Below are 20,690 nucleotides of genomic sequence, written 5' to 3'. Positions count from 1 at the left end.
AAATGGGTCTGACATGCGATTGATGACCAACCACCTGTCAAACCCAACCAATAAGGAAGAAATACCGTAATTTTCTCCAAGTATTAACCTGCCTCAGTTAAGGCGGATATAAAATAATATAACCCTTTGCGGCCTATCTGGTCAATCGTGGGAACTACGGGATTTTTCGATTTTTATAGGTTTGGAGGCTGGAAATAGGAGGGTTACGATATCCGCCGGCAGGCGGGGAATTGAAGGGCTTTGGGGCATCAATGGTTTTATTGAGTTCCGGTCAGGCCCATAACAGCAGCCCTTTTAACAAGGTCAACTACGCTGTCCACATTGAGCTTACTCATAATATGCCGGCGATGGTCTTCAATTGTCCTGATAGAACGGTGCAATATCTGGGCCATTTCTTTATTGCTGTGGCCCTGTAAGATTAGGCGCAAAACAGCCTCTTCTTTGTCTGTCAGCGGCTTGCCCTTAAGAAGATTGCCCGAGTACTGTTGCGCTATTGCCGCTTGAATAGCTTCTAAGAAACTTTGTTTTTGCAGGGGTTTTTCAATGAAATTAACGGCCCCTGCCTTTACAGCCTTGACGGCCATTGGGATATCTCCGAAACCCGTTATCACCAGGACGGACAGCCACGGGACAATGCGTTTGGCCCTGCGAACCAGTTCTATGCCGTCCATCTTGGGCATTCTCACGTCGGTAATGAGCAAATCACAACTTTGCGATCGTAGCTGCTGGAGGCAGAGGTCGGCGTCTGTAAAACAGCTAACCGTGTATCCTGAGCGGGTGAGGGTCTGAGATACAGACCTGCATATAGCAGGCTCGTCATCGACGAAAAAGATATGTTGGTTACTGGCAGTCATAGTTCGACAAATTTACCATAATATCAAAATTTCTTACTTAGCCATCCCGGGATGAATCGGCAAGGTAACATAAAAAGTTGTGCCTTTTCCAGGCCGGCTCTTGACGTCGATTTTGCCTCCGTTTTCAGACACGATTCGCTTAACAATGGGAAGCCCCAGGCCTGTTCTTTCATCACCATTGCCGGTGGTGAAAAACGGCTCAAAAATCCTGCCGAGATTTTCCGGGGCTATACCGCGGCAGTTATCCGAGAACTGCAGTTCGATATTCTCGCCTTTCACGTCGCCTGCGATAATAAGCCGGCGGGTTTTTTTGCCGTCAGCGGCCTGTATTGCATTCTCGGTCAGAGCGAAGAATAACTGATTAAGGTCTTTCTCGTTCGAGTATACGGGCGGCAGCTTGTCCACGCCTTTGAGGTGCAGGGTCATCTTTGCGCTCTGGGCAGTTTTGCCTAACAGATAGACAATCCTGCCGGCGATTGCACTGAGGTTTGTTTTGCAGAAAGTTTTTCCTGAAGACTGCCTCGCATAATTGCGAAACCTGTCGATCGTTGAAGTGGCATTTGAAACCTCATTAAGGCCGTCCTTGAGTATATCCAAAACATCCTTCGGGCAAGATTGTGCTTTGAGGTCTTCTAACGAGTTTTCTATCGAGAGGCGAATAACCGTTAGCGGTTGGGTCAGTTCGTGGGCTACTGTTGCGCTCAAAGTTCCCAGCGAAGCGAGCCGTTCTGCCCGGGCCATTTTCTCGCGATATACATTAAGCTCCTCCTCCGCCTGTTTCTGAGCCGTAATATCGAACATAACGCCCTGCAGCATCAAAGACCTGCCAGAGTTGTCGCGCACTACGACAGCTTCATCCCGGCACCAAACGATTCTGCCGTCCTTGCTGAACAAACGATACTCGCAATTGAAGGGCTGTTTGCCTTTTTGAGATTGTTTTAGTTTCTTGAGAACTCGCTGGCGGTCCTCGGGGTGGAGCTGCTTTCGCCAAAGGTCGGGGTCGGCACCGCATTCCTCAGGAGAAAAACCGGCGAGCTGGAGTATTTGAGGGCTGATATAAGCAGTTGTCGAGGACTTATCCAGGGCGGTGGTGTAAGTAACTGCGGGAATTTGCTCTACAAGGGTTCTGTATTTCGCCTCGGCCTGCTGGAGTTCTTCTCTGGCTTTTTTGCTCTCAGTGATATCCCTGAAAATGCCCGCGAGATAGGTTTTTCCTCCAAACGTTATTGGAAATGAGCTAATATCAGCATAAAAAATACTGCCATCCCTTTTCTTGACAGGGATATCTTCGGCCACCGTAATTTCTTTTCTGGCTTGTTTCTCAAATTGTTCTATCACATAAGACAGGTGTTCCTTCGGGTGGATATTTGGAACTGCCAGCTTTTTGATTTCTTCCGGTTCGTAGCCCAGCGTACGACACATTGCTTTATTGCCGAGGTAGAATTTTTTACTTTCCACATTTACCAGAAGTATCCCATCTGGGGCATTGTCGACAATAGCTTTAAATCTTTGTTCGGACTCTCTTAAATTTTCCTCTGTCCGCCTGCGTTCAGTGAGGTCTTCTACGACCTCAGTGAATCCTTTTACGGTGCCATCGGCATCGAAAACCGGAAAGGCCTGAATGTGAACCGGCATACGGCTGCCGTCATCTCCTATTCCCTCGGTTTCAACATCTGCAGGGCGCCTCGTAGCCATGGCTTTTTTCCCGGGACAATTCGGACAAACAGTGTTGCGCTTCGCAAACTCTCTGAAGCAATAGTTGCCCAAAAATTTACCGCGAGCCTTCTTCATAAAATGAGCATGGGCGATATTCGTCATAATTATTCTGTATTTGGCATCTATCAGGTTAATCCCAAGGCCGATATTTTCCACAAGCGTGCGGTAGAGTTCTTCACTGTCTCGGAGTGCTTTCTCTGCCTGTTTGTGCTTTGTAATATCCTCTACAACCTCAAGGAAACCCTTTATAGTGCCATCGTTCTCAAAAATCGGGAAAGCCTGAATGCGAACTAGCACATGGCTGCCATCATCCCGTACGCCTGTGGTTTCGACCTCCGCGGGACGTCTCGTAGCCATAGCCCGCGTGCCGGGGCAGTGTGAGCAAACTTTGCTGCGTTTTTCAAACTCTTTGAAACAATACTTGCCGACAAACTTGCCACGGGGCTTCTTTAAAATTTTGCCCTGCCCGGCATTTGTCGTAATTACCCTGTATTCGGTATCTATGAGGGTTATTCCGAGGTTGATGTTTTTCATCAATGTCTGGTAGAGAAGGGCATTTTCATCTGTCTGTTTCTGCCGGGGCTTCTTGCTCTTGAGCTTGGCTATACGCAGGCGCAGAGATTTGATTTTCTTTTGCAGGTCGGCGGACTTTTTCCTTTTAGCCGGCATTGTTTATTCCCTTAAACCTGTTGCCCTCAACGGGTTAACGCTTTCCTGAAGATTTGCTCCACAATTAATATTTTTCGCTATAGACGATTAATTATGGCTTATTAGCCTGCCTAAATCAATATGATTCTGGTGGTATTTTGGCCCGAGAGGGGGTTATAATGCGGATGTTTGATAAATGGTGAACTTTACATAAAATTTACAAAAAATGTTACAAAACGCTTGATTTTTGTTGTATATTATGTTAAAATACCCTTATTGTTAAGTAAATAGTTAAAATATGTGCATCTTTAAGGACAAAAAGACGGAGAGGTTTAGCCGAGGTGGAAATTAGCCCAAAGTCAACCCGAGGTGTGGGGTGATTGGCCAGGGAAGGGTTCATTATGAAAAAAGTCCACGAAAATGTTTCCGAGAGCAACTCTGAGGTCAGGATGGAGCGTCGCGACAGGATAGATTTGCTTCGGAGCAGGGTGGGCCTGCTTAAGGGCAAGGACAAGGTGCTGATGACAATGTATATGGAGAACGGCAACAGCTTTCGGCAGATGGCGAGGCTGGTCGGCGTCAGCGAGGCGAGCATCGCGAGAAGAATACACAGGGTTACAAAACGGCTTATAAACGGCGAATATATAATGTGCCTGCGGAGCAGGGACAAATTCAACCAGGGCGAAATGGATATCGCGAAAGATTATTTTCTGACAGGGCTATCGATAAAAAAGATTGCGGCAAAGCGCAACTGGACATACTACGGCGTCCGCAAGACTCTGAAGAAAATACAGACGGTTATCGCCTTTCCAAAGGCAAAGACGGCGATCAGCGCACGGTAAACGAGCAGAGAACAGTTGCTCCTATGATGGTGTATATTATTAATCAGGGCGATTCTCCATGTTATTCATTTTGTGCTATGGATAACCCGATTTAAGGCTGATATTGGGGATTTTAGCCCATTTTTAGAGGTTTATAGGTCATTTGATACCAAAACACAAGTAAATAGCCTCATTTTTGTATTAAATAATACAAAAAACTCTTGACATTGACTTTTTTAGACGATAATATAAAATGTATGGATGAAAGAAAATGAAGCAAGCCTGGATGTTATAAGAATTATTCACCAGCTTGCAAGTAACCCTGAAAAGGTTAAAACTACCCAATCATCGCTTTACGACTTAATGGGTTCAGGGTTAACTAAGTCTGACATTTGTGACGCAATCTGCGATTGGATTGATGAGGCCAAACGAGTGCAGGTAATTGTCACAAAATACGCCGACGGCCATATTGGCGAGCCTGCTTATGTTGTGAAGCCGGACTTACTGGGAGTAGGGTTTTATATAAAAGTTGCAATTCAAAAAAGTAACGCAGGTAACGAAAATTTGCTGATTATTTCTGCACATAAGCATCATTAAAAGGGACTGATATATGGCTAAAAAATGTCCTATCTGCGGGAATTTATCTCTTAAGACGTGCAGTGGTAAGTTTAGGTTTGAACCGCCACCCAATATACAAGGCGGAGTAATTATTATCCCCAATAGTAAGTGGGAAGAATGTTCTACTTGTGGGGAAAGGATTATTCCTGTCGCACTTGAACATGCGCTCGAACAAGAACGCTATCATCGTTTAGGCTTGCTAACTTCTAAAAGAATTCAAGAAATACGGAAGGCTGCCGGTTTGTCCCAAGTTGCAATGGCACAGCAATTGGGAGTAGGTGACAAGACGTATACAAGATGGGAATCCGGTAAATCGATACAGAGCAAATCGAGTGATAATCTTATTCGGTTATTTGAACAAAGAGCCGAGCTTTTAAATCAATTTGAGGCACAACGTAAACCAAACCGAATGGAAGAAATATCAAAATACTTTAAATGTCTTGAGACTTTCAAGGCTGGAAACCGCGTTGCCTTTGCTTGGCACGGCAGCGAATTAGACCCCTCCCTCTGTGATGCCTTAAGTAGGTGTTTAAAGAAAATCACCAGCTTGCAACATAAGAAACACAAATGAACAATTTCAAGGCAAACTATTTGGAAATTGAACCACGTGAATTGGTTCGGTATCTACTGATAGAGAGCGGCCAAGAAAGCCGCGAAGCCCTCAATCCTGCTAAAATTATAGATTTATTGAAACTAAATCTTATGGTTTTAGATTTTAACAGTATATTCTCTTCACAACTAACTCTTACAGGAGAAAAACCGCGGGCAATGCTATCATTTCATGACAGGCTGATTGCTAGTGACAACGAGCTTAGCGAAAAGCGAATGCGATTTAGTGTGTGTCATGAAATTGCACATTATGTGCTTCCCAACCATCAACATTCACTATATTTGTGCGACAATAAAGGGCTTAGTTTTTCAACTCAGCTCATATTAGAAAAAGAAGCAAACGAATTTGCCATTGATTTGTTGCTTATGGGAAACAACTTTACCCTTGAATCAAACAGCCAGAAAATTTCTGCCGAAACGGTAAAGCAATTAGGCGAAAAATATAAAGTATCATTTGAAGCAATAGCTCGTCGTTTGGTAGAAAAGAACTTTAAACATTGCATGTTAGTTGTGTTCGAAAAAGAAGCCGGTAGAAGTCGCATTGATCCTGACATTGAACAAAATTGGCAAGTTCGTTACTGTATTGCATCACCGCCTTTTAAGACCCAATATTTTACACAAGTACGAGGGAAGGCTCCTCCCGATGTTGTCGCTCAACTGTCGACATCGAATATCGGTATCACAGATAGTATACACAAAGAAATCTCAATAAAACCATATAAGTTTGATGCCGAGTTTTTTACTAACAAATACAACATTTTTGGTTTTTTTGTTCCTGTACAGATTTAGTTTATTGTTCATTGAAATGTTCCTGATTTGTAGCTTATTTATCATCCGCTCACTTAGGGAAATTTTGCATGCCCTTGAGGCCAATCTTAAAGATAGCTTAGGTACGGCTATTAAGTAGGGATAGTGGATTAAAAGTAAAACATAGAGGGATTTCAATCAAATGCGCAGGTACTGGACGGTAAAAATATAAAAATTTAACAAATTTTTTATTCATTTCCACATAAGCACTTAGGGGGAAAAGACCTTAGAAAAGGTGAACATAGTTCGCATCAACTGCGCAGATTCGGGCAATATATGGGGGGGGTATTTTGAATTAAAGGAAATTATGGCGAGGTATGACATTTCAAAGAGTTTCGGACGGGCGGGGCAAATAAGCGAAAGGGACGCATCGGTGATGAGGATGTTCGGGCTGACGGCGGACAGGCTCGCACAGGAAAGCTTTGCCGTTAGCTGCCAACTGGAAATCAATGATGGGGACATCGTATATATTACAGGGCCATCGGGGGCGGGGAAAAGCGTGCTGCTAAGGGAAATAGAGAAAGCGATTCCGGATTCGGAGAGGGTGAACCTTAATAGAATAGAACTCGCCGAGGACAAGTCGGTGATAGACTGCATAGATGGTGATTTTGTAACGGGGCTGAAAACACTGAGTGTTGCGGGATTGGGCGACGCGTTCTGCGTTTTGAATCGGCCGGTGAATTTGAGCGACGGGCAGAAGTACCGGTTTCGGCTGGCAGTTGCGCTATCATCGGGGGCGAAATATATTTTCGCGGACGAATTCTGCAATGAGCTGGACAGGATTACCGCAGCGGTGATTTCATACAATATCCGCAAATACGCAAAACAGAAGGGGGTAACGTTTATATTAGCATCGAGCCATGATGATATACTGCTGGATTTGGCACCTGATGTATTAGTGGTCAAGGAATTGTCGGGGGCGACGCGAGTTGTTTATAAGTAGCGTATTTCTTATTTAACGAGTTTTAGTTATTGTAAACAGTATGGTTGAGTCAAAAGATAGCATTTTGTATACGATAGGACATTCAAACCACGAGATAGAAGATTTCATAAGTCTATTAAAGCGGCATGGAGTTACCTGTATCGCGGACGTTCGCTCGGCGCCTTACAGCAGGTATTGTCCGCAGTTTAATAAAGACACTCTCGCGGCGGCACTTGCGGCAGCGGGCATTACGTATATGTTTATGGGCAAGGAATTAGGCGGCCGGCCAGACGACCCCGCCTGTTATGAATATAGCTGTGTTGATTTCAGGCGCGTAGCCGAAAGAGAGGAATTCAAACGAGGGATTGAACATTTGCTTGCGGATATTCCAAAGCATCGCATTGCGCTTATGTGTGCAGAGAAAGACCCGTTACAATGCCACAGGAGCATTCTCGTATCGAGGAACCTGAAAAAGCACAACGTTCAAATAAAGCACATTCTTGCCGACGGCAGCATCGAGGAACATAGCGAGGCTGAACGCAGATTAGTCGGGATGCTCAAAATAGAACCAGCTCTTTTCGAATCCACGGAAACAGTTGAGAAAGCATACGACCAGCAGGCTGAGAAAATGTGCCGTCGAGCGAAGAAATAATATTCGAGCAGCATAATGTGGGCGGTGTTTCCATTTGCGATTTGAGGGTAGATTGCCACGCCTTTAAGGGGGCTCGCAATGACAGGAAATGGATTCCGCATCAAGTGCGGAATGACAATGGAAGGGTAAAGATGCGGGGATGCAGCGTAACTAAAAACCTTCGGATAGTTCGCGGGGGTTTCGAGGATTATAAGAAGCTGGCGAGGTTTCATTACAGAGATAGCCGGCCGGGGGCGTATACGGCGATATTTGTTATTAAGCGGGACGGAGGTATGAGCAAGGAGCCTGTTGGGGTAATAGTTTATACGATGCCGAGTATGGGGGCGGAGCTGCGGAATGTCGCGACGGGAGATTTGTTTGCCGGGTTCGACAGCCGGACACGGATGGCGCTTATCAATAAGAACATACGCTGTATAAGCAGGGTGATAATCGAGCCGAGGTTTAGGGGGCTGGGACTGGCGAGCCGACTGGTGCGTGAGACTATGCCGGAGATGGGTGTGCCGGTAATCGAGGCGATGGCGGTTATGGGGACGGTGAATCCCTTTTTCGAGAAGGCGGGGATGAACTCTTATACGGCGAATATGCCGGTGCGATGCGTTCGGCTTATCGAGGCGCTCGGTGCGGTCGGGGTTGAAGGCGAGGAACTTGTCGATGCAGAAATGGTGCAGGGGAGGATCGGGCAATTAGGGCAACTGGAGGGTGAATTTATCGAGTTTGAGATCAGGCGTTTTCTGCAAAGCTACGGCGAAAGGCGATACGAAGGGGCCGGTCTGGAGCGAATGAGGTTTGTGCTGAGCAAGCTGACGGTACGGCCGGTGTATTATATTTGGTTTAATGAGAAGGCAGGATTTAAGGTATGACAAATTCAGTTCAGTCGATAGCGATAGATAAACTTGTTGCGCATCCGGATAATCCGAACAAGATGAGCGAGGCGACATTTCGGAAATTGGTGCGCAATATAGAGAAGACGGGCAGATATGAGCCGATAGTGGTGAGGCCGCACCCGCTGAGGGGAAAGCATTTCCAGATAATCAACGGTCATCACCGCTGCCAGGCGTTAACGAAGCTTGGGTATAAAACGGCAGACTGCGTAGTGTGGGACATCGACGACGAGCAGGCGGACATACTGCTTGCCACTCTCAACCGTCTATGCGGGACGGACGAGCTGGGCAGGAAGCTGGAACTGCTGAAGCGGCTGAATAAAAGGATGGAGTCGAGGGAGCTTGCAAGACTGGTGCCGCAAACGGCGAAGCAGATTGAGCGGCTTACAGATTTGAAGATGCCGAGCAGGCCGGCGGAGGCCAAGGGCTTTTCGAATCCGATGATATTTTTTGTAAATGACGCACAGCAGAGGACGATAGAGAGTGCGCTATCGTTAGCTGAAAGAACAGAGAATGAAAAAACAAGGGCAGCAAAGAGGTCGGCGGCACTGGCGCAAATAGCGGGGGAGTTTCTTTCCATCGCGGGCAGATAAATCAGGAGGGGTTATGGCAAAAGGGCAGTTGAGGCGGAAGCAGTTAGCGGTATTAGACGATTTGTTTAACAGCGACCTTGATGAGCAGAGGGTTCTGGAGAAGCACGGGGTCGGCCGGGAGGTATATGAAAGGTGGCTGGCAAACGAGGTTTTTGCGGAACGGTTCGGCCGGTATGCAGATAACATGAGACGGCGAAGCGAGCTTTTAATGGCCAAGTACCGCTGTCTTGCGGCGGCGAAATTGGTGGAGCTGACCGCATCTGAGAAGGCGGAGACGGCGCGGAAGGCGTGTTTGGATATTATCAGTCAGGAAAACGACGGACGAAAGAAGATGGAAGATGGACGAGAATGCAGCGTCGAGAAGCAGCAGCCGAATACGGTCTTATCCCTGGAGACAGCCAGCAGAATTTTGGCGGTATTGGCGGAAGGGAAATCTGCAGGAGGCCTATAAAATGTTTGAAGTGACAGGCGAAAGTTGGTTTATAAAAAATCTGCGCAAAAAGGGAGACACAGGCCGATTTTTTTATTTATATTTTGTCTGGTCTGTCTCCCTTATACGATAACTAAATTTTATATTTAACATCTACACCAACCTCTCGAAGCCAGATTCATTTTTGAAAGCTCTCTATTTAGAATATACTCCATTTATCGAGAGAGGCAAAAAAATATGCAAATAAAGTTGATATTTTTTTCGCACCCATCATCGCTATCATAAGTCCTTTAAGGAGTAATAGTAATGGCAGAACCGACGTTAGTCAATTCAACGAATTTTCAGGTAATAGAGAAGGCAGCAGAGGTCTATTCGAGTTTGCGGCGGGCAGCGCCGGTGACACGAAGGGACATCAAAAACTACATTAAGGTCTATTTAGGCGTTGATATCCCCGATAAAAGAGTCTGCAAGGGACATAATAGCCCAATGGAGTATCTATGGCACAGCTATTTTTACGATTTTGCGACGGAAAGACCCACGAACGGGGACGCGATAGTATGGGCGAACCGCGGGGGCGGGAAAACGGAATTGGCGGCGATTGCCACTTTGCTGGACTGCGTTTTTAAGCCGGGGTGCCAGGTGCGGATTCTGAGCGGGTCGGGCGAGCAGGCGGGGAGGATGTACGAATATTTGACCGGTTTTCTGCGGAGAGGTTACGAGGAATTTTTAGCAGGGCCTATCAGAAAGAGCAAATGCAGGTTTATCAACGGCTCGGCAGTCGAGGTACTTACTCAATCGCAAAGAAGTGTCCGCGGGCAGCATATTCAGAAACTTCGCTGTGATGAGGTGGAGCTTTTCGACGAGGAGGTCTTCGCGGCGGCGAAGCTTACCACTCAAAGCACAGCAGGGCTGCTGGCGGCGATGGAGATGATAAGCACGATGCACCGGCCTTACGGGCTGATGCAGAAAATAGTTTCCACGGCGGGGCAGCTTGCTACGCCGGTTTTTAAATGGTGCTTGTGGGAGGTGATAGAAAGATGCACCGAGAGGAACTGCTCGCAGTGCCCGCTATGGGTTGACTGCGAGGGCAAGGCCAGGGAGAGCGAAGGTTATCTGAAGGTTGACGATTGTATAACCGCGATGCGGCGAGCGAGCAGGGCGGGGTGGGAGGCGGAAATGCTCTGCAAGAGACCAAGCAGGGAGAATGTGGTCTTCGACGAGTTCGAGCCGGCCGAGCATATCCGGGGAGTCGATTACGACCCTAATCTGCCATTGTACAGGGCTCTTGATTTCGGGTTTGTGAATCCATTCGTGTGCCTGTGGGTCCAGGTCGATACGGACGGCGTTGTGCGTGTGATAGACGAGTACGTTCGCAGCAGGGCGACAATAGACGTTCACGCCGAGGAAATAAAAAGACGAACGCCAGCCGGGGAAAGAAGCGTAGCGGCGACGTTCTGCGACCCTTCGGGCGGGAACAGAAACGATGTTACGGGAACAAGTATAGTTCGGGAGCTGCGGATGCTGGGGGTAATTACGCGATTTCGGCGAAGCGGAATCCTCGAGGGGATAGAGCTTATCCGCCGCAGCCTGAAGGCCGGTGACGGCAAAAAGAGGCTGTTAATCTCGCCGAGGTGCCAACGGCTGATAGAGGCGATGGAGTGTTATCGCTACCCTGAGGGCGGCAGGGCGGGCGAGCTTCCGCTCAAGGACGGCCTATACGACCACCCGATAGACGCACTGCGGTATTTCTTCGTCAATTACAGGCGTACCGGCAAAACCGCGAGCAGGCGGTATTAAAAAAGGGCATAAAGGCGGTAAATGCTTGCAAAACCTACTTAAGAGCAGGTCTTTTTTGTCATCAGGTGGGTCTGTAGCGAAGACAGCAATTTTAGCGCATAAAAACAGGGCTGAGATGCGGAGGGAGAGGAAAAAGCGATATATTTCTCAGCCCTGTTAAATGCTATATTAAAATTCTACACCAAAAACTTCCTTGAAACGATATCATTGCTGCTAAACGATGTTTGTGTCCTGCAAAAATAATATCCGCTTAAAGAAGCTACTACAACTAAGTGCATTTTATCTATTCTACCTTTAAATGTAAAGTGAAATTTTGCCTATATTAAATTTTTTTTACATACGTTCAATCCACATTCCGCTAACATGTTTATACAAAAGCACTTACGGTTTGATGAAAAACACAGAAAATAACCTCCGGAGTTATTTGTCGATAAAATTTTCGAATTTGTTGATGAGCGTTCTTCAGGAGGGCGTATTGGATAAAAAAAATTGGGCTGAGGTCGGAGGGAGGAAAAGAGGAGTTAAAACCCCAGCCCGTAGTATAGCACTTATACTAAAAACAATACGTTTTGAGCAAGTGAAAAGTTCAGTTTCGGAAAAAAATTATTAGAATCTTCCCAGTATCCGTAATTTCTCCGGATTTTGTTTAAATTTCCGGCGGAGGCCGAATCTTAAAGAGGCGTTCCGCTGAAGGCGGACAAGTGTTGACTAACCTATCTTACAGGGATAGACTATTGCCAGCGTTTAGCGTTTTTTTAGAGAGATATCAAGATGCTCAAGAGAACACATAATTGCGGACAGCTTCGGTCCGAGGACGCCGGCAAAAAAGTGACTTTAGCCGGCTGGGTGCACTCCTATCGCGACCACGGCGGACTGGTATTCATCGACCTTCGCGACAAGCAGGGGCTGACGCAACTGGTTTTTAATCCTGAAACTCAACAGAACATCCACAAGGTTGCGAGGGCAATCCGGTGCGAATGGGTAATAGCGGCCAAAGGCACGGTCCGGCCGAGAGGTGATGGGCTGGAAAATCCGAAGCTGCCCACCGGGCAAATCGAGGTGGCTGTGCAGGAAATAGAAATCCTCAACGCCTCGAAGACTCCTCCTTTTGAAATCGAAGACGGGATAAAGACCAGCGAAGAGGTTCGTCTGACCAGCCGGTATATTGATCTTCGCCGGCCTGAGATGCATGAGAAGCTTCGCGTCCGCCATCGTGTAACCAAGATTGCCCGCGACTATTTCGACCAGCTGGGTTTTCTGGAGATTGAGACACCGATGCTGGCCAAGAGCACGCCTGAGGGGGCGAGAGATTTTCTTGTGCCCAGCAGACTGATGCCGAACTGTTTTTATGCGCTGCCTCAGTCGCCGCAATTATTTAAGCAGATTCTAATGGTTGGCGGCGTCGATAAATACTTCCAGATAGCTAGATGTTTCCGCGACGAGGACCCGCGGGCCGACCGGCAGGCGGAATTTACGCAAATTGACGTCGAGATGAGCTTTGTCGACAGCAACGACATCATCGGCGTCCATGAAAATCTGGTGGCGAAGATATGGAAGCAGATTCTTGGCACCGATGTTAAGGCGCCGATGCGGCGGATGTCTTACAAAGAAGCGATGGACAACTACGGCACCGACAGGCCGGATTTGCGCTTTGATATGAAGTTATGCGATATTACTGATATCGTAAAGACGAGCACTTTCAAGGTATTTACCTCAACGGTTGAAAAAGGCGGGATTGTAAAAGGGCTTTGCGTTCCGGGCGGCGGTGAAAAATATTCGAGAAGCGACATTGAAAAAACGCTGACGGAATTTGCAGCGGACTACGGAGCAAAAGGTCTGGCGTGGCTGAAGGCAAAAAAAGAAAACGGCCAAATGACGCTGACCAGCAGTATCGCGAAGTTTTTCAGCGCCGAACAGCTCCAGCAGGTAGCCGAACGTTTCGGCGCCAAGGACGGGGATCTGGTCCTGCTTATAGCCGATGCAGAGAAGAACGCTAATAAGGCGCTGGCGCCGCTGCGGTGCAAAATAGCGAGAGAGCTGAAAATCTACGACGAAAAAGCGTTCGAGTTTGTCTGGATAGTGGATTTTCCGCTGTTCGAATGGAACGAGGACGAGAAACGATACGATTCGCTGCATCATCCGTTCACGGCGCCTGTGCCGGAGGAACTGCACAAGCTTGACAGCGACCCTGCCAATATCCGCTCGCAGGCCTACGACATCGTCGTCAACGGCTATGAAATCGGCGGCGGCAGTATTCGTATCCACGACCCGAAAGTCCAGCAGAAAGCATTCGGCCTGCTGAAAATCTCGAAAGAACAGGCGGAGCAGCGGTTCGGATTTTTCCTGCGGGCGTTAGAATACGGCGCTCCGCCGCACGGAGGAATAGCGTTCGGTCTGGACAGGATGATTATGCTGCTGACGGGGACGGACAATATAAGAGACGTCATTGCATTTCCGAAGACCCAGCGGGGACAGTGCCTGATGACCGATGCGCCGAGCGAGGTCGACCAGAAACAATTAGACGAGCTGAACCTGCGGACACAAAAACACTCGCACAAACCTGAGCAGAAAACCGAAGAGCAAAAGCAATAGCTGTGTTCAAAGTTAGGGCGATAAACAGCAGAAAGAGCAGGATAGCCAGCGGTAGGTTTTGAGTTTATGTGGGAATATATACATAAGATTTATCATAAGATTTTAAAGATTTTGCATTTGTCACCGTTTTCGCTGGCGGAAAAGTGCAGAGTCGCGTTCGGAGCGGCAGTTGTGCTGGTGCTTATACTGGCACTTCTTTTGCCATATATCTGGATGGGGCAGTTGACAAAAAATGCCGCACTCGATGTCGGACGGGCAAAAACCGAGATGCTGCTGTCCCGGCACTTCCAGAGAAAACAGGCCGGCGGCGAGACGGCGCTGCCGGCATTAGACGGCAGAGGGACCGTGATGGATGCGAACAATCCTGATATGCAGTGGATTCAGTTCGCAAAAGAAGGGGAAAGCCAGTTGGCAACGTTGACCGACGAGCAGAAAGAGATGATCAAATCTTTGAAAGCCGATGCTGGAAGAAGCGACAATATTCTGCTGACTAAAGATAATGGCGTGCTTCACAGCAATTATATAAAGATTTTCCGGGCGACCGAGAGCTGTATAAACTGCCACAATCCGCAAGGCCCGGCAAAGCCGTTCAGCCAAAACGAGCTGATAGGCGCGGTAGTAATCCAAAGACCGGCCGATGAAATCAACAGAACGGTGCTGCTGAACAGGGTCTGGATAATCATCGCGGGGCTGATTGCCGGCACGGGAGCAATAGTCGCTTTTTATGTGATATCTCAACGGGTAATCCTTCGGCCAATCCGGCAGCTTCGGGCAATTGCGAACAACGTCGCCGAGGGCAATCTCGATATCAGAAGCGCGATACAAACAGGCGACGAATACGAGAGACTTGCCGAGGCATTTAATCACATGCTGGACGGGCTGCAGGCTGCTCAGGAAAAACTTCGCCAGGCAAATAAGCAGCTCGACGCAAAAATCGCAGAGCTTTCCGAGCGGAACATTGAGCTGTTCAAGGCCAACAAAATAAAAGGCGAATTTCTTGCCAATATTTCTCACGAGTTCAGAACGCCGCTGAACGCAATACTGGGCTTTGCAGAGATACTGCGGGAAAAGCCGGAATTGCTGAGAAAAGACAAAGGGCAAAGATACGCGGAGAATATTATCACCGGCGGAAAAAGTCTTCTGAATATGATTAACGACCTGCTGAACCTGGCAAAAGCCGAAGCGGGCAAAATGGAGATGCACATAGAAAAAACATCGATACCGCAGCTATGCAGGGCGGTGGTGGGCTCATTCTCGGCGCTTACGAAGAAGAAAAAAATCAAAGTCAAATTAACGGTCGATGATAACATACCGGTCCTTTCGACAGACGCCGGCAAGGTCCAGCAGATACTATACAACTTCCTAAGCAACTCCGTAAAGTTTACGCCTGAGAAGGGCAGGATTGAGATTCGCGTCAATATGCAGGGCGAACAAATGGTGCGTATTGCGGTTAGCGACACCGGCTGCGGCATCGCCGAGTTGGACAAAGAAAAGCTATTCAAGAAGTTCAGCCAGGCCGACGGCTCCATAACCCGTCAGTCGGCCGGCAGCGGGCTTGGCCTTGCCATCAGCAAGGAATTGGCTGCTATGCTCGCAGGTGCTATCGGGGTGGAAAGCGAAGCGGGCAAAGGCTCGACGTTCTGGCTCGATATCCCCGTTACGCTCGCCGAAGAGAAGGGACAAGCCGTATAGAAGCCGCATATTGTTTTTTTATTCTAAAAGACTCACCGCGGGTTTCCTCCTCGCAGCCTGGTTTAACCGCAGGACACGAACTAATTGACCGGCCGGGCGATTAAGGTATAATAGCTGCCTGAAAGAAAAGGTGCACTAATGGCTAAAAAATTTGTAAGGGCGATTTTCCCGGGTTCGTTCGACCCGATTACAAACGGGCATTTAGACGTTATCCGCCGCGGCATGAAGCTTTTTGACGAGCTTATCGTAGCGGTCGGCCGAAGCCCAATAAAAAATCCGCTGTTTACCCCCGAAGAACGGGTTGCAATGATAGCAGAGCTGGTATCCGATATGGCCGGGGTGTCGGTAGAAGGCTTCGATGGCCTGACGGTCGAGTATGCCGCCCAAAAGAAGGCCGACGTTATCCTTCGCGGCTTGCGAAGTCTTACCGATGTTCAGTATGAGTTCGAGCTTGCAATGACCAACCGTGCCGTGACGGGCATCGAAACCATATTTATTCTGACCAGTGAGCAGTACGGCTTCACAAGCTCGACATTAATCCGCCAGATAGCTTCATTAGGCGGAGACTTGTCAAACCTCATCCCGGAAAATGTTCATAGGCGAATAAAAAAGCGGCTTAGCAAGTAAAGATGTTCACAATCAAACTTGAAACATGCTTTTGGGCATCGCACCAGTTGGCACTGCCTGACGGTTCAAAAGAGCCGCTGCACCACCATAACTGGGCGGTTGTCGCCAAGGTCAGCGGCGACAATCTTGATGGTATGGGACTGGTTATGGATTTCGGGCAGCTCAAAGCGAAGGTTGATGAAATAACGTCAGGGTTCGATAATGTTCAGCTTGACAGGATTGATTATTTCCAGCGAAACAATCCATCAGCGGAGAACGTGGCGAAATATATATTCGATAAACTCGAACCGAAACTGCCGAACGGGGTGAAATTGCGAAGTGTCAGGGTTGCCGAGGAGCCGGGCTGTTCTGCGAAATTCAGCAAATAGACAATTGCACCTACAGCGGTTTTCTGGATTTGCCGATATATATTCAACAGTTTACGCGAATTGATCCAAGGAGGGGCTTATGAATTTAATGGTTATCGAGGTGTAATTCTGGTATAATATCTGAAAAGGGTTTATTGCTATGCAGTGCCAGGTTTGTCAAAAAAAAGAAGCAACCATTCATTTAACCGAGATAACTGACGGAGTGCGCAGCGAGATGCATCTTTGCGAGCATTGTGCGCAGGAAGAGGGCATAGCCGTCAAGAGCCAGCTTTCTATAAACGAACTGCTCAGCGGCCTGCTTGCGACCCAGCCTTCCGATGACGAGATGTTAGGCGGCGCCGAGCAGGAGAAGGCGTGCCCGAACTGCGGCTTTACGCTGGCACAATTCACCAAAGAGGCTGTCCTTGGCTGCCCGAACGACTACGAAGTTTTCGAGAAATCGCTGCTGCCTCTTATCGAAAAGGCCCACGACGGCAAAACGGTCCACCGCGGCAAGGTCCCCTCGAAAACGCCGAAGGATACGAAAAAGCAAATGAAGCTTGCTGCGCTTCGCCAGCAGTTAGAAGCAGCGGTGCAAAGCGAGGATTATGAGCTGGCCGCCAAATTGCGGGACGAAATAAGCCAGAAGGGATAGAAATTAGTTAATTGTTAATTTGCCGTTTAATCAGACAGAAATGAAACTGACGGATATAAGTGGGGACATAAACGAATGGTTTAACGGGTCGGGTCCGCTGTCCGAGATAGTCATATCCTCCCGGATTCGTTTAGCCAGGAACATAGCAGGGTATAAATTCCTGAGCCGATGCACCGTCGCAGAAAAATCCGAGATACTCAAGAAGCTGAGAGATATTCTGGTGTCACTGGAGCTCGGCGATGAAATCTTCTACCTGGCTGTGGACAAGACCCCTGTCCTGGACAGACACCTGCTGGTGGAAAGGCATCTAATCAGCCGGCACCACGCCTTCGGCAAAGGACCTCGCGGAGCAGTTATCGCCCAGCGAGAATCTTTCACCGCTATGATTAACGAAGAGGACCATCTGCGAATTCAGACGCTGAAAGGCGGGCTGCAGTTGGCACAGTGCGCCGAGCGGATAAACCGCATCGACGATATGATAGAGCAGAGGATAGATTACGCCTTCAGTCCGCGCTATGGGTATCTGACGGCCTGTCCGACCAATCTTGGCACGGGTATAAGGGTCTCGGTGATGCTGCATCTGCCTGCGCTGAAGATGACCGGCCAAATAGAGAAATTCCTGAACGCCTCAAAAGATATGGGACTGGCCGTGCGAGGCCTGTTCGGCGAAGGCACCGAGGCGGCAGGTGATTTTTATCAGCTTTCAAATCAGGTATCGCTTGGCGTCTCAGAGGCGGAGGTCGTTGCACAATTTGAAAACGTTATCATCCCCGAAATTGTCGGATACGAAAATGCTGCGAGAAAACAGCTGCTCTCGAAGGAGCCCGACATCCTCGACGACAAAATATCCCGTGCAATGGCGCTGCTGCGAAACGCACAGTTGATAAGCTCTCAGGAGGCGTTATTTTTGCTGAGCCATCTGCGGATGGGCATCAATATGCACGAGCGTATGGGTGTTTCAACCCCTGCGATAAAGAAACTTTGCGATATTAGCGCCGCCGGCGGCAAGGTTGATAAACCAGGCAGCTTATCCATTACAACCATAAACCGGCTATTTATGCTCACTCAGCCGGCACATCTGCAATTAAACTGCGGGAAAACGCTCGATGCCGCTCACAGGGACATTCTAAGAGCTAAAATAATCCGTTCTGCACTGAACGGTTAGCATCAGACACAAGACCTTATCGTCTGCCAAAATGGCATAAAAAGAGCATAGTCGCATAAACCCCAAAACTGCAACCACTTAAATAGACAGGAGTTACAATTGTATGGTCTGCTGGCACGGCTTTTGCGTATTTTATTTACAGCGATGTGCTTACACGTTAATATAACGAGAATAGAAAAACGAAAGGAATTTCGATATGGCTACTAATAAAATAATCGGAATAGATTTAGGAACAACGCTTTCGGTGGTTGCCGTGATGGAAGGCAGCTCGCCGAAGGTTTTGATTAATTCCTCCGGCGGCCGACTAACCCCATCTGTAGTGGGTTTCACTGATAAAGGTGAGCGGCTGGTGGGGCAAATCGCCAAGCACCAGCAGGTAACCAATCCCGAGAACACGGTATTCTCAATTAAGCGTTTTATGGGCCGACGGCATAAAGAAGTCGCCGCGGAGGAAAAGATTGTCCCTTATAAAATCACCGGCGGGCCGGATGAATTAGTCAAGGTGAACGTCCGCGGCAAAGAATACACGCCGCCTGAGATTTCGGCGATGATTCTGCAGGATTTGAAAAAGACCGCCGAAGATTATCTCGGCGAAAGTGTGGAACGAGCAGTTATCACAGTTCCCGCATACTTTAATGATTCGCAGCGCCAGGCGACGAAAGACGCAGGCAAAATAGCGGGGCTGCAAGTCGAGCGGATTATCAACGAGCCGACGGCAGCTGCGCTGGCTTACGGACTGGAAAAGAAAAAGAACGAAAAGGTCGCCATTTTCGATTTCGGCGGCGGAACGTTCGATGTATCAATTCTCGATATCGGCGACAATGTCTTTGAGGTTCTCAGCACAAACGGCGACACGCACCTGGGCGGCGATGACCTCGATGCGGTGCTGATAAACTATTTAGCTGACGAATTCAAAAAGACCGAGGGCATCGACCTTCGCAATGACCCGATGGCGCATCAGCGGCTCAAAGAGGCGGCTGAGAAGGCAAAATGCGAGCTGAGCACGCAGCTTGAGGCCACGGTAAACCTTCCGTTTATCACGGCGGATTCTTCAGGCCCAAAACATTTGCAGATTACGCTCACCCGCAGCAAGTTCGAATCGCTCTGCGAGCCGGTATTCGAGCGGCTGAAAAGCCCGTGTTACAAGGCGATGGAAGATGCCAAGCTTACACCAAAAGATATCGCAGAGGTATTGTTTGTCGGCGGATCCACGAGAATTCCGAAGGTTTATGATATCGCCAAGGGCATTTTCAATAAGGAGCCCAACAGAAGTCTTAATCCTGATGAGGTTGTGGCGCTCGGCGCGGCAGTGCAAGGAGCAGTCCTGGCCGGTGACGCAGGCGTGAAGGACATTCTGCTTTTGGACGTAACGCCGCTTTCGCTGGGGGTTGAGACATTGGGCAATGTTATGACAAAACTGATTGACCGCAACACGACGATACCCACCAGCAAGAAAGAGATATTCTCGACGGCTTCTGACAGCCAGACGACCGTCGATATTCACGTCCTGCAGGGCGAGAGGGAATTCGCCAGGGACAATCGCACGCTGGGCAGATTCCAGCTGGCCGACATTCCGCCTGCCCCGCGGGGCATTCCGCAGATTGAGGTCGCATTCGATATTGACGCCAACGGCATCTTGCACGTTTCCGCTAAAGACCTCGGCACGGGCAAGCAGCAGTCAATTGAGATTAAATCCAGCTCAGGGCTGAGCGAAGAAGAGATTAAAAAGATGACCAGAGAGGCCGAGGCCCACGCTGGGGAAGATAAGCAAAAAAGAGAGGTTGTTGACTTAAAGAACCAGGCGGACCAGTTGATTTACTCGACAGAAAAGACGCTCAAAGAGCACGGTGACAAGGTCTCTGCTGAAACCCGCGGCGGAATCGAAAATGCGGTTAACAATTTGAAAGAAGCCATAAAAGGCGAAGACGCCAACGCCATAAAAAAGGCCATCGAAAACCTCGGCACTGCCGGCCAGGAACTGGGCAAGGTGCTCTATGAGGAAGCAGCCAAAAAACAAGCCGCTTCCGCAGGGGGCAAAGAAGGCGGTGTCAAAAGCGAACCTCCGCCCGAAGGTGAGGTCAAACGAAAAGGCGGCGATGACGTAATCGACGCGGAGTTCGAGGCCAAAGACAAATAAACCGTCGTCTTCGTTGCCTGTATCTGGTATTACTCGCCGCCGCGCAACACGCTGCGAAATGAACTCTTGTCTAATCAGGCCGGACAAATTAACATATCATCCGTACAGTTTGCCTGAAAAGCCGAGG

19 protein-coding genes are annotated in these 20,690 nt (G+C 48.5%); 17 read left to right on the top strand and 2 right to left on the bottom strand.

All coding sequences use genetic code 11. The features are described 5' to 3' along the window. Window positions 1–257: 257 nt before the first annotated feature. Both PHG53_02725 and PHG53_02720 read right to left on the bottom strand, forming a co-directional pair. A complete protein-coding gene (locus PHG53_02725) occupies window positions 258–854 on the bottom strand; it encodes a response regulator (GenBank protein ID MDD5380541.1) in 597 nt (198 codons plus the stop codon). Between the two features lie 33 nt (window positions 855–887). After that, complete coding sequence (locus PHG53_02720; GenBank protein ID MDD5380540.1) at window positions 888–3,239, bottom strand: PAS domain S-box protein; 2,352 nt, start codon at window positions 3,237–3,239, stop codon at window positions 888–890. Window positions 3,240–3,619: 380 nt separating this feature from the next. Here PHG53_02720 and PHG53_02715 point away from each other — a divergent pair, with 380 nt between their 5' ends. From PHG53_02715 to dnaK, 17 genes are all read left to right on the top strand, one after another. Further along, complete coding sequence (locus PHG53_02715; protein ID MDD5380539.1) at window positions 3,620–4,060, top strand: hypothetical protein; 441 nt, start codon at window positions 3,620–3,622, stop codon at window positions 4,058–4,060. Window positions 4,061–4,300: 240 nt separating this feature from the next. Next, entirely contained in the window at window positions 4,301–4,636 is a 336-nt protein-coding gene (locus PHG53_02710) for a hypothetical protein (GenBank protein ID MDD5380538.1), read from the top strand. A 13-nt stretch (window positions 4,637–4,649) separates the two neighbouring features. Beyond that, window positions 4,650–5,228, top strand: coding sequence for a type II toxin-antitoxin system MqsA family antitoxin (locus PHG53_02705; protein MDD5380537.1), 579 nt, complete (start codon window positions 4,650–4,652; stop codon window positions 5,226–5,228). Next, entirely contained in the window at window positions 5,225–6,055 is an 831-nt protein-coding gene (locus PHG53_02700; GenBank protein ID MDD5380536.1) for an ImmA/IrrE family metallo-endopeptidase, read from the top strand. Before PHG53_02705 ends, PHG53_02700 begins: the two co-directional genes overlap by 4 nt. Window positions 6,056–6,380: 325 nt before the next feature. Next, window positions 6,381–7,016: an ATP-binding cassette domain-containing protein gene (locus PHG53_02695; protein MDD5380535.1), complete on the top strand. Its 636-nt coding sequence runs from the start codon at window positions 6,381–6,383 to the stop codon at window positions 7,014–7,016. A gap of 40 nt (window positions 7,017–7,056) precedes the next feature. Beyond that, window positions 7,057–7,647 (top strand): DUF488 domain-containing protein, encoded by a 591-nt coding sequence (locus PHG53_02690; protein MDD5380534.1) that lies wholly within the window; start codon window positions 7,057–7,059, stop codon window positions 7,645–7,647. Next, window positions 7,626–8,507 carry a hypothetical protein gene (locus PHG53_02685; protein ID MDD5380533.1) on the top strand — a complete coding sequence of 294 codons (882 nt, stop codon included), beginning with the start codon at window positions 7,626–7,628 and terminating at the stop codon, window positions 8,505–8,507. The genes PHG53_02690 and PHG53_02685 overlap by 22 nt, the downstream gene beginning before the upstream one ends. Continuing rightward, window positions 8,504–9,121: a ParB/RepB/Spo0J family partition protein gene (locus tag PHG53_02680; protein ID MDD5380532.1), complete on the top strand. Its 618-nt coding sequence runs from the start codon at window positions 8,504–8,506 to the stop codon at window positions 9,119–9,121. The genes PHG53_02685 and PHG53_02680 overlap by 4 nt, the downstream gene beginning before the upstream one ends. Before the next feature lie 13 nt (window positions 9,122–9,134). After that, complete coding sequence (locus PHG53_02675) at window positions 9,135–9,572, top strand: hypothetical protein (GenBank protein ID MDD5380531.1); 438 nt, start codon at window positions 9,135–9,137, stop codon at window positions 9,570–9,572. Window positions 9,573–9,857: 285 nt separating this feature from the next. After that, window positions 9,858–11,348 carry a hypothetical protein gene (locus tag PHG53_02670; GenBank protein ID MDD5380530.1) on the top strand — a complete coding sequence of 497 codons (1,491 nt, stop codon included), beginning with the start codon at window positions 9,858–9,860 and terminating at the stop codon, window positions 11,346–11,348. A gap of 771 nt (window positions 11,349–12,119) precedes the next feature. Beyond that, entirely contained in the window at window positions 12,120–13,940 is a 1,821-nt protein-coding gene (gene aspS / locus PHG53_02665; protein MDD5380529.1) for an aspartate--tRNA ligase, read from the top strand. Window positions 13,941–14,006: 66 nt separating this feature from the next. After that, a complete protein-coding gene (locus tag PHG53_02660) occupies window positions 14,007–15,632 on the top strand; it encodes an ATP-binding protein (protein MDD5380528.1) in 1,626 nt (541 codons plus the stop codon). 138 nt (window positions 15,633–15,770) lie between these two features. Continuing rightward, window positions 15,771–16,259 (top strand): pantetheine-phosphate adenylyltransferase, encoded by a 489-nt coding sequence (gene coaD / locus PHG53_02655; protein ID MDD5380527.1) that lies wholly within the window; start codon window positions 15,771–15,773, stop codon window positions 16,257–16,259. 2 nt (window positions 16,260–16,261) lie between these two features. Then, entirely contained in the window at window positions 16,262–16,627 is a 366-nt protein-coding gene (locus tag PHG53_02650; GenBank protein ID MDD5380526.1) for a 6-carboxytetrahydropterin synthase, read from the top strand. 139 nt (window positions 16,628–16,766) lie between these two features. Beyond that, complete coding sequence (locus tag PHG53_02645; GenBank protein MDD5380525.1) at window positions 16,767–17,261, top strand: UvrB/UvrC motif-containing protein; 495 nt, start codon at window positions 16,767–16,769, stop codon at window positions 17,259–17,261. A 40-nt stretch (window positions 17,262–17,301) separates the two neighbouring features. Next, complete coding sequence (locus tag PHG53_02640; GenBank protein ID MDD5380524.1) at window positions 17,302–18,426, top strand: protein arginine kinase; 1,125 nt, start codon at window positions 17,302–17,304, stop codon at window positions 18,424–18,426. Window positions 18,427–18,622: 196 nt separating this feature from the next. Further along, on the top strand, window positions 18,623–20,563 hold the full coding sequence (dnaK, locus tag PHG53_02635; GenBank protein ID MDD5380523.1) for a molecular chaperone DnaK: 1,941 nt from the start codon (window positions 18,623–18,625) through the stop codon (window positions 20,561–20,563). Window positions 20,564–20,690 lie beyond the last annotated feature (127 nt).

The organism is Phycisphaerae bacterium, assembly GCA_028714855.1.
GTDB lineage: Bacteria > Planctomycetota > Phycisphaerae > Sedimentisphaerales > Anaerobacaceae > CAIYOL01.
This window is presented reverse-complemented; position numbering and strand designations above follow the sequence as displayed.

What these genes read in the sequence shown, in the direction of transcription:
- PHG53_02725 (MDD5380541.1), bottom strand. Translation starts at nt 854, where the DNA reads ATGACTGCCAGTAACCAACATATCTTTTTCGTCGATGACGAGCCTGCT.
- PHG53_02720 (MDD5380540.1), bottom strand. Translation starts at nt 3,239, where the DNA reads ATGCCGGCTAAAAGGAAAAAGTCCGCCGACCTGCAAAAGAAAATCAAA.
- PHG53_02715 (MDD5380539.1), top strand. Translation starts at nt 3,620, where the DNA reads ATGAAAAAAGTCCACGAAAATGTTTCCGAGAGCAACTCTGAGGTCAGG.
- PHG53_02710 (MDD5380538.1), top strand. Translation starts at nt 4,301, where the DNA reads ATGAAAGAAAATGAAGCAAGCCTGGATGTTATAAGAATTATTCACCAG.
- PHG53_02705 (MDD5380537.1), top strand. Translation starts at nt 4,650, where the DNA reads ATGGCTAAAAAATGTCCTATCTGCGGGAATTTATCTCTTAAGACGTGC.
- PHG53_02700 (MDD5380536.1), top strand. Translation starts at nt 5,225, where the DNA reads ATGAACAATTTCAAGGCAAACTATTTGGAAATTGAACCACGTGAATTG.
- PHG53_02695 (MDD5380535.1), top strand. Translation starts at nt 6,381, where the DNA reads ATGGCGAGGTATGACATTTCAAAGAGTTTCGGACGGGCGGGGCAAATA.
- PHG53_02690 (MDD5380534.1), top strand. Translation starts at nt 7,057, where the DNA reads ATGGTTGAGTCAAAAGATAGCATTTTGTATACGATAGGACATTCAAAC.
- PHG53_02680 (MDD5380532.1), top strand. Translation starts at nt 8,504, where the DNA reads ATGACAAATTCAGTTCAGTCGATAGCGATAGATAAACTTGTTGCGCAT.
- PHG53_02675 (MDD5380531.1), top strand. Translation starts at nt 9,135, where the DNA reads ATGGCAAAAGGGCAGTTGAGGCGGAAGCAGTTAGCGGTATTAGACGAT.
- PHG53_02670 (MDD5380530.1), top strand. Translation starts at nt 9,858, where the DNA reads ATGGCAGAACCGACGTTAGTCAATTCAACGAATTTTCAGGTAATAGAG.
- aspS (MDD5380529.1), top strand. Translation starts at nt 12,120, where the DNA reads ATGCTCAAGAGAACACATAATTGCGGACAGCTTCGGTCCGAGGACGCC.
- PHG53_02660 (MDD5380528.1), top strand. Translation starts at nt 14,007, where the DNA reads ATGTGGGAATATATACATAAGATTTATCATAAGATTTTAAAGATTTTG.
- coaD (MDD5380527.1), top strand. Translation starts at nt 15,771, where the DNA reads ATGGCTAAAAAATTTGTAAGGGCGATTTTCCCGGGTTCGTTCGACCCG.
- PHG53_02650 (MDD5380526.1), top strand. Translation starts at nt 16,262, where the DNA reads ATGTTCACAATCAAACTTGAAACATGCTTTTGGGCATCGCACCAGTTG.
- PHG53_02645 (MDD5380525.1), top strand. Translation starts at nt 16,767, where the DNA reads ATGCAGTGCCAGGTTTGTCAAAAAAAAGAAGCAACCATTCATTTAACC.
- PHG53_02640 (MDD5380524.1), top strand. Translation starts at nt 17,302, where the DNA reads ATGAAACTGACGGATATAAGTGGGGACATAAACGAATGGTTTAACGGG.
- dnaK (MDD5380523.1), top strand. Translation starts at nt 18,623, where the DNA reads ATGGCTACTAATAAAATAATCGGAATAGATTTAGGAACAACGCTTTCG.